This is a genomic window from Thiohalomonas denitrificans (genome assembly GCF_016841685.1).
GTDB lineage: Bacteria > Pseudomonadota > Gammaproteobacteria > Thiohalomonadales > Thiohalomonadaceae > Thiohalomonas > Thiohalomonas denitrificans_A.
In genome coordinates, this window is sequence record NZ_JAENYR010000111.1 from 1 (window position 1) to 8,623 (window position 8,623).

General features: G+C 58.1%; 5 protein-coding genes and 1 pseudogene. All 6 read left to right on the plus strand.

What is annotated here, in order from left to right:
* The coding region (locus Q7L05_RS16100; RefSeq protein ID WP_303909093.1) for an aminotransferase-like domain-containing protein at positions 1 to 781 on the plus strand (781 nt) is incomplete at its 5' end.
* Positions 782 to 1,167: 386 nt separating this feature from the next.
* Positions 1,168 to 2,187 carry an HD domain-containing protein gene (locus tag Q7L05_RS16105; RefSeq protein WP_303909098.1) on the plus strand — a complete coding sequence of 340 codons (1,020 nt, stop codon included), beginning with the start codon at positions 1,168 to 1,170 and terminating at the stop codon, positions 2,185 to 2,187.
* A gap of 49 nt (positions 2,188 to 2,236) precedes the next feature.
* Positions 2,237 to 2,423: pseudogene (locus tag Q7L05_RS17560) on the plus strand (addiction module toxin RelE); the annotation flags it as partial.
* A gap of 254 nt (positions 2,424 to 2,677) precedes the next feature.
* On the plus strand, positions 2,678 to 3,352 hold the full coding sequence (locus Q7L05_RS16115) for a helix-turn-helix transcriptional regulator (RefSeq protein ID WP_303909101.1): 675 nt from the start codon (positions 2,678 to 2,680) through the stop codon (positions 3,350 to 3,352).
* Between the two features lie 266 nt (positions 3,353 to 3,618).
* Entirely contained in the window at positions 3,619 to 4,224 is a 606-nt protein-coding gene (locus Q7L05_RS16120) for a porin family protein (protein WP_303909104.1), read from the plus strand.
* 607 nt (positions 4,225 to 4,831) lie between these two features.
* On the plus strand, positions 4,832 to 8,608 hold the full coding sequence (locus Q7L05_RS16125) for a SpvB/TcaC N-terminal domain-containing protein (RefSeq protein ID WP_303909107.1): 3,777 nt from the start codon (positions 4,832 to 4,834) through the stop codon (positions 8,606 to 8,608).
* The last annotated feature ends 15 nt before the right edge of the window (positions 8,609 to 8,623 follow it).

The following is an 8,623-nucleotide window of genomic DNA, read 5'->3' on the forward strand; positions in this document are numbered from 1 at the left end:
GTCGCTGGGGCTGAAGGCATTGGAGATCCCCACCGATCCAAAGCACGGCATCAGCCTCGATGCATTGCGCCTGGCCTTGGAGCAGTGGCCGCTCAAGGCGGTGCTGCTCACTCCCAACTTCAGCAACCCGCTGGGCTATCGCATGGCCGATGAGCGCAAGGGGGAGCTGGTCGCGCTGCTGGAGGCGGCGGGGGTGCCCCTGATCGAGGACGACATCTACGCTGACCTCAATTACGAGGGGAACCGCCCCAGGGCGGCGAAGGCGTGGGACAAGAGCGGCAATGTGCTGCTCTGTTCGTCGCTCTCCAAGACCCTCGACCCGGGCCTGCGCATCGGCTGGGCCATGCCGGGCCGCTTCCGCGACAAGGTGATCCACCTGAAGCTGGTCAACAGCATGGCCAGCGCCACGCTGCCGGCCTACGCCGCCGCGGAATACCTGGAGTCGGGCGGGCACGACCGGCACCTGCGCGTCGTCCGCAAGGCGTACCGGGAGCGGCGCGATCGTTTCCTGGAACTGACCCAACATCTACTGCCGGCCGGCAGTCGCGTCACCTCGCCGGAGGGGGGATTCATTGCCTGGATCGAACTGCCCCATGGCGCCGATGGAATGCAGCTTTACCATAAGGCGATGCAGCGAGGCGTGAGCATCGCGCCGGGACCGCTCTTCTCGCCGAGCGGCAAGTACCGCCAATTCATCCGCCTCAACTTCGGCCAAGTGGGCTTCGAGGCGATGGCGAAGGGATTGACCATGCTCAGCGAACTGCTGAGCAAGGAGGGGTGAGGCCATTTCTGTCAAACGAAGTACCGTCTTGCTTGTCTTGCCGGCATACCAAGAAAGGGGCGGCGTACGCAATGGGCGCAGTGGTAGTAGGGGGTAGCCTCGAGCGAGACGAGGGCTTTCCTTGGTTTGGGTATGGCATCTATTCCTTGATGGCAGTGCGGGTTTACAGAATTTCAGAACTGGGCGAGGATGGCAATGGCTTGGCGTGGGTGTCCGGGTACGGCTCGGGTCAAAAGTAGTGGCCAGTAATGGGGCATGTTAAATGACCATTACTATTTAGGACAATCAGCAGCTTGGACGCGGCCGCGCGAAAAGCGCTAACGCGTTGCCCGCATTGCTTCAAGCTGGCCGTTAGGCACTGACTGAAAAGGAGTGTTTTACATCCAATGCAGTACGAAGACGAGTTGTACGGCAAGGTCGAGATTACAGAACCAGTGCTGTTGGAGTTAATGGCAAGCCGCGCGATGCAAAGGATGAAGGGAATTGCCCAGCATGGCATAACGGCCCTTCTTGGGATTACGCCTCCGTTCAGCCGTTTCGACCATTCTGTGGGGGCAATGCTTCTCGTTCGTCGCCTCGGCGCCACGGTCCAGGAGCAGATCGCGGCGCTGCTCCATGACATCAGCCATACAGCCTTCAGTCATGTCATCGACTTTGTGTTTGATGACCAAAGTGGACAAAGCTACCACGAAGAAAAGAAGGAAGAGATCGTTGTTAACTCTGATATTCCCGCAATTCTGAACCGTCACGGCATGGATTGGCGCCAATTCATGGACGAAGAACAATTTCCCCTGCTTGAACAGCCTTCACCTGCACTGTGCGCTGATAGATTGGATTACTTCTTGAGAGATGTGGAGTTCCTCAAGCTCGCTAATCGCAGCGAAATACGTGCCGCGCTTGAGTCCTTTGTGGTCGCCGAGGGACAGATCGCAATCAACAAATTGGATGCCGCGCGTTGGCTGGCGTACACGTTTATTGAGGCAGATCGCGCAAGCTGGTCGAGCTTCCGAGAGGTCGGCCTTTACCAACTCACAGCGGAGGCGATTAAGATCGCTAACCGGTGCGGACTTATCGAGGAAGCGGACCTGTGGGGCTCTGATGAATCCCTCTGGAGCAAGCTCCAGTCAGCGGACCATCCCGAGGTTACGTCGGTGGTAAGACAGATTACCCCAGGGACACGCTTCACCTGGAGCGAAGAGAATGCGGCATTCCATGTGGCAACTAAAGTACGGAGCATAGATCCCCCGGTCGCTAACGGAGGCACAGTGGCTCTGTTGTCGGCGCTGGACCCGATCTTTGCGCGCTATCGAAAGGAGTACTTGGCTAGCAAGCAAGGGCAGTGGCCGATGGGGGTCGTGAATGCACCCAGCACCATCGCAAAAGGGGACGGCGGAGTTTTCGTCTAATCTTCCTGCGGTTGCGAAGCCTAAGAAGCCATCCGCAAAGCGTTTAGAGATGGCTAGACCGCTACGTATTGAGTTTTCGGGGGCGCTCTCACGTCACGTGGCGTGGTGATCGGAGGGAGGCGATCTATGAGTATGATGACGATCGAGAATTGTTCCCGGGGACGCCATCCGAAGTTGTGGAGCGGTTCAAGAGGTTGTGCCATAACTATTGCCTCATGACCAATCACTACCACTTGGGGGGGCTGTGGGCCGTATAGTGCGGAAGAGTATGCTACAAGACGAGGCCTGACCCTCTCCGCGTTCCTCTGCGGTGTGAACTCCCGGATTACGGCCTGTGCCCTTAATCCGGGATACGGTTACTCGTCTCTTTCCGGTACATGACAAGGCAGCATGGATCATTTCGGTTATGAAATTCCGATATCTCTCGCGCTTTGATGCGGTTGGCCTGCTCGAGCTGATACACGAAAGTCTCTCCTGTAACTCCGAAGAGATGTTTCGCCGGCTGATGTCACGAGTTGGCCTCCTGCTGCCGTATCAGGCGGGGTTGGCGGCGGTCGCGCACAGTCGCGGTTCAGGCGAGACCAACGAGCTGAAGATTGCCAACGTGGATTACCCGGCCGAGTATCTGAATGAACTCGCCAAAAAAGGGTTGGTGGAAAAAGATCCTGTTGTGAACGAAAACTTCAAGACCTTCAGATTGCAGTACTGGGGGGATACGTTCAAACGAACGAAGAGGCTGGACGAGGCCGGTCCCGTCTTCTCGCTTGCCGAGGATTTTGGGTTTTCCGGAGTGCGTTCCGGGATAGGTTACGCTCACGGTGTACGCAACGCCAAAGGCACTGAAGGGAGTTTTTTCTGTTGGCACGGCCTGCACCGAAGTCGGCGAACCGAAGAGATACTTCGTTTGATTGTCCCACACCTTCATGAAGCCCTATGCAGGGCGGTCGTGAGGGCAAACGAATCGCTTCCCCTCACGCCTCGCGAGCTTGAAGTGCTCAAGTGGCTCAGCCTGGGTAAAAGCACATGGGATATTTCGGTCATACTCGGAATCGCTGAGCGAACGGTGAAGTTTCACGTAGGCAATCTCCTGGAGAAGCTCGACGCCTCGACGCGGGCGCATGCGGTGGCAGTTGCATCCGCCCGTGGTTGGATTGATATCGAATAATGTGCTGATACTGCCGCTCTGCCCGGCAATGCATTCCGGCCGGGCGCTTCCTGCCATCCGGTCTCCTTTCCTCTGTCGTAATCAGCCGGCTGTTTTGATTCCTGCGCCGTAACTGCTCGCCCCTTTCGCAGGCCCAGCACTACCGAATCCAAACTAGGTACAGGGGCGAGAAGATGCCCTGTACCTTCGTACAGGTGTGCCCGTCTTTCCTCCGTAATAGAGTGTGCCGTGAAACCAGACTAACTATTTTTAAAGGGGAATATTCGATGGTTAAAATGAAATGTATTCCGGCTATGCTGGGCATGAGCCTGATCGGTATGACGCCTGCGGTACACGCTTTTGATGGGGGTGATCTCTATTTCGGCGCAGATTTGCTGAATACTTCTTACGAGGTCGATTCGGACTATACGAGTGCCGCAGCCAGTGCTACGGGGTTCAGGTTTTTTGCCGGGTTCGAGTTCAATGAGAAAGTGAGTGTCGAGGCCGCATGGGTCGATCAAGGCGAGGGGGAGGATAGCTACACGATCGGTAATCCGCCCTATGACGAACCGTGGCATGAATCGATGTCGCTGGAAGGGTTGCAACTCTCCGTTCTGGGGCGCATGCCGCTTCAACATGAGAAGTTAAATCTGTTTGGGCGTGTAGGGTTGTATATGTGGGATGCGTCCTACGAGGATGTCGATGAAGTCGGAGATTATGTGTGGGCCTCGGCCGATGAGAGCGGTACCGATCTGTTTTTAGGTTTCGGTCTCGATTACAGGATATCGGAGACCATCTCTATTCGCGGCGCCTATGACATCATTACCGCCCAGTTCGATGATGGCGATCTCTACGCCGATGCCGTGAGTGTCGGTTTCACCTTCAGACCATAAGCAGTGGTTACGGCAATGATTCACTCGCAAGATAGGGGGGCATTACAACTACTTCCGTGCTGTCGGTAACAGCCAAGCGTTATGGCTCTTCTACATGGGGTTGAATCGACGAAGCCAAAGGCGAAGCCTGACGTGGCCCGGATGATACGGGTGTGGAATTGTCCTCGTTTCCACGCCCGGACGTCTCTACCGCAGCAGGAAGGGAACGGGGGCTTGCGTGAAGAGTTCTTCTTCTGCGAATAAGTATGACTGAAGAGCCCGGTGCGGGGGGGCCGTGCGCCGGGATCTGTGCAGGAGGGCACCGGGTAACTGTGTTTCTACTGCGACGCAGGATTTCCGAGATGTCGCGTTGAAAATCAGGCGTTCTACAGACTTCGACAGGACTGCAATCAGTGCCATTCACCTGCCGCTACACATGTCTGTGTTCGTGGTTCTTAGTAACGCCTAACGATACCTGCGTGTTCCACAGAACAACCTGCTTGAAAATCCGTCAGAGTTCTCCACACCCAAGCTTCAGTAACAAAGTGTGCGTGCCGTCACGAAATCGATGTGACAGAGTTGGTACCTTCTTTGGACTAACAATAAAAAGATGTAAGGAGTCAGCGCAATGGAGTTTGCGTGGGTTCGGCAGGGTGCAAGGGCGAAATTCCTCGGTACGCGACGCTATGTGCTGTCCGGACTGGCGATCGCCTCGATAGGATTGCTGTCCGTCAACGGCGTGCCGCAACTGTTCGCGGCCGCGGGGGAAGAGGTGGGGGTGAAGCTCCCCCTCGCTTCCGTCAGCAGCGGCGGCGATCACGGCTCCAACTCCAAACTCGCCTTCGACCGCTCCACGCTCAGCGGCTACGCCCCCACGGAGACGGCAGAGGTCATCGTCGAACTGGCGGTGGAAACCCGGCTCACCGCCATCAAGCTATTCGGACCCTCCCCCTATCTCGCGGCCGTCGAAGCGGAAGTCGACGGCACCTGGCAGTCGGTCAAGGGGCTGACCCGTATCGACCTCCGAAACGCTGCCGAGCGCTGGAATAGCTGGAGGCCCGGCGAAGCGACCACCGCATCCCGCCTGAAGTTCACCTTCGAGCCGCAACCGAAGGGTAACGGCAGCGCGATCAGCGAAGTGGAGATATGGGGAGAGGGGAGCGAAGCGGTCTATAAAAGCCCCCGCGCACTCCTTGGCGCCCTGGCCGGCGAACAGCCCCCCGAGCACGCAACGATCTACCGAACCACGCCTGAAAATGCCGTGCAGGTGGGCACAACCCGCGGCGCCGCAAAATTCCAGACCAGCGTCCGTGAGGTGCCGGAATCCATCAAGCGCGCCTGGCTCGTGTATGAGATCAGCGGTATCGGCCATGAGCTGGGAGTGGGCCGTTACGTCAATGGCCATCAACCGATGGGGCCACTGCTGCGCTCGACCTCCAGCGCATGGGGTTCGCAGATCGAGCAGCTCGATCCGGACACCCTCAAGCCGGGCACCAACACCATCGCCTTCGAGGCCGTCGACGACCTCGAGTATGAAGTCCGTAACGTTCTGCTGCTCATCGAGCAGGAAAACGGCCTCAACTTCGTCGAGTCGGTCGAGGGCAACCCCTACTCCGACGTCAATCCGCCCCAATCGGTTCAGGACGGTGACGAAAACAGCGGCTGGACACCCTACTTCTCCGGTACGGAAGAGACGGAGGCCCGAGCGCTGATCCTTCACTTCGACAAACCGACCCAGCTGGAGGGCCTCCACCTCACCCTGCAAAACCAGCTCAAAGGCCAGATCGAGGCCGACACCCTCGTCCAAGGGGAGTGGAACGACAAAGTCATCGGTGCGATATCCGGGGCAAAGCTGATGGTGGGGCGCAACTGGATCCCCCTGGAGACGGGTGAACCCGTCGAAGGCCTCCGGCTCCGGTTTGCTCACGGCGAGGGTAGCAGCGCCGAGATCATGGCGGCGATCCCGGTCGGCTCGGGCGCGGGCGCCACCCATGGCAGGGCCGTCAACATCACCTACCCGACGGACGGTCAGTACTATGGCCGTACCGCCTACCTCCGCGGCTTCGCCAAGCCCGTGGACAACGGCTCCGGAACACCGGCGATCACCATTGCCGGTCAAGGCGTTGAAAACGAAGGCGGCCGCTTCGAGGGCACCGTCACCAAAGACGAGGCCGGTTTCAGCAGCGATGCGGATGATGCCCCCTGGCACGTCACCATTACCGCCGAGTATCCGGACGGTGAACTCATCAGCCGTGAACTGATCCTGGATCAGTACGGTTTCGCCGAATCGCTAAGTGAAGCCGACTATCGGGAAGCCACCCCCGGGGCCGGCGTCAGTAATCCCCATCACCTGGAAAAAGACGAAGGGGTCCTCGACCTCGACGGCGACTCGATGGACGAGTCGCCGGACACCCTGACGATCACCGCCCTGACCAAACACGATCTGCCGCCGCTGAATCCGGGCATGACCAACGTCACCCGGGGGCCACGCAAGGGCTACCGCTTCGGTCCGCACGGCAAGAAGTTCAAGAAGCCTATTCAGGTCAAGCTGCCCTACGACAAGAAAAAGCTGCCGCCGGGCATGACCGAGGCCGACATCCGCACGTATTATTACGATGAACATACCGGACTGTGGCGATCGCTTGAGCGCATCGAAGTGGATAAGAGTCGGGGACGGATCCACAGCCGCACCAACCACTTCACCGACATGATCAACGCCACGATCGTGGTGCCGGAGCACCCCGAGGCGGCCAGCTTCAATCCCACAGCGCTGAAGGACATCAAGGCCGCCAATCCGGGTGCGGGGATCGGCCTGATCGAGCCGCCACAGCCGAGCAACACCGGCGATGCCAAGGTCAGTTATCCCATCGACATTCCCCCGGGACGGGCCGGCATGCAGCCGCAACTGGCCATCCAGTACAGCTCCGGCGGACAACAAGGCTGGCTGGGCCAAGGATGGGATCTTTCCGTGCCGTCTTTTTCAGTCGAGACTCGGTGGGGGGTACCTCGTTTTGACAGTGACAAGGAAAGCGAAACCTATCTCTACAACGGCAGCCAGCTTGCCCCTGTAGCGCACCGCGGCAGTTGGGACGATCTGCCTGCGCGCAGCAGTGGTGACAAGCGTTTCTATCCCCGTGTCGAGGGACCATTCAGCAAGATCATTCGCCACGGCACGGGCGCGTCCGAATACTGGTGGGAGGTTGTCGACAAGAACGGCACCCGAAATTATTTCGGCGGCGATGGTTCAACCCAAAAGGCGGGTGCCACCATCGGCAGCAGCAAGGGTGTCGTCCGTTGGATGCTGGTCAAGAGCATCGATGTCCACGGAAATACGGTTGACTACGAGTACGAAGCGGTTTGCGACACCGGGATCGGTAAGGGCGTCTGCGACAGCAACAGCGTAAACGGGAAGCAGCTCTACCTTTCAGGGATTGCCTATACCGGGCATTCCGGAGGTGATCCCAAACCGCTTTACACCATCGACTTCCTGCGCGACAGCGCCCGTTCAGGCTACCAGCGCGGCTATCAGGAAGCGGGTTACGATTCGACCACTGATCGGCGACGTGATGTGCAGATCGACGCCCGGGGCGGATTCAAGCAGGTAACAGCCGAACGGTTGTGGCGCATGGTCGTCAAGTATGACGATGCGCCGGTTCGAAGTTACGAACTGGAGTATGAGGAAGGAGCATTCGGCAAATCGCTGCTTTCGGCTTTAGTGCAGGAAGGTAGTGATGGCACTGAGTTCAACCGCCACGCCTTTTCCTATTACGACGAATTGCCGAAAGGGGAACAGAAGGGCGAATACTCCATCTTTGAACCTGTACCGGAGATTACAACGCCGGACGATGAGCTGTTCACAAAGACCTTTACCGGACAAGACTTTCATCAGACGCTGATCGGCGGTACTCACGGCAGGAATCAGGGTTTCAACGGCTTTTTCGGAGTTGGCGTACCGCTCCTTGGCACCGAAGTGGCGGGCAAGGGCGCGTTCAGTGCCAACAGCTCCACTAGCGAAGGCAAAGTCGCACTGCTCGATGTGGATGGTGACGGAAAACCGGACAAGGTCTTCCTCAAGGGCGGGGAAGTCAGATACCGCAAGAACATCACCGAGCCCGGAGCCGAGATACCGAACTTCGACGAGGAGGTTCAGAGGGTCAGGGGCCTGACGAAGATGAGTCGTAGCAGTTCCGATAGCAGCACCAACGGTCACACTGGTTATGCGTTCGGCGCTACGGGATTCAGACAGAAAATCACCACCACCAGTACCGACAAGGCCTATTTCGCTGATGTGAACGGCGATGGTCTTATCGACCATGTCAATAACGGGCGGGTCAGCTTCGGCTATCGGGACACCCGTAATTCCGAAGGGGTGCGCTCCCCACTTGATACCGAGATCGAGGCATGATCAAATAGTCACCAT

Coding starts and splice junctions, on each gene's coding strand:
- Q7L05_RS16115 (WP_303909101.1), top strand. CDS start 2,678: ATGTTTCGCCGGCTGATGTCACGAGTTGGCCTCCTGCTGCCGTATCAG.
- Q7L05_RS16125 (WP_303909107.1), top strand. CDS start 4,832: ATGGAGTTTGCGTGGGTTCGGCAGGGTGCAAGGGCGAAATTCCTCGGT.
- Q7L05_RS16105 (WP_303909098.1), top strand. CDS start 1,168: ATGCAGTACGAAGACGAGTTGTACGGCAAGGTCGAGATTACAGAACCA.
- Q7L05_RS16120 (WP_303909104.1), top strand. CDS start 3,619: ATGGTTAAAATGAAATGTATTCCGGCTATGCTGGGCATGAGCCTGATC.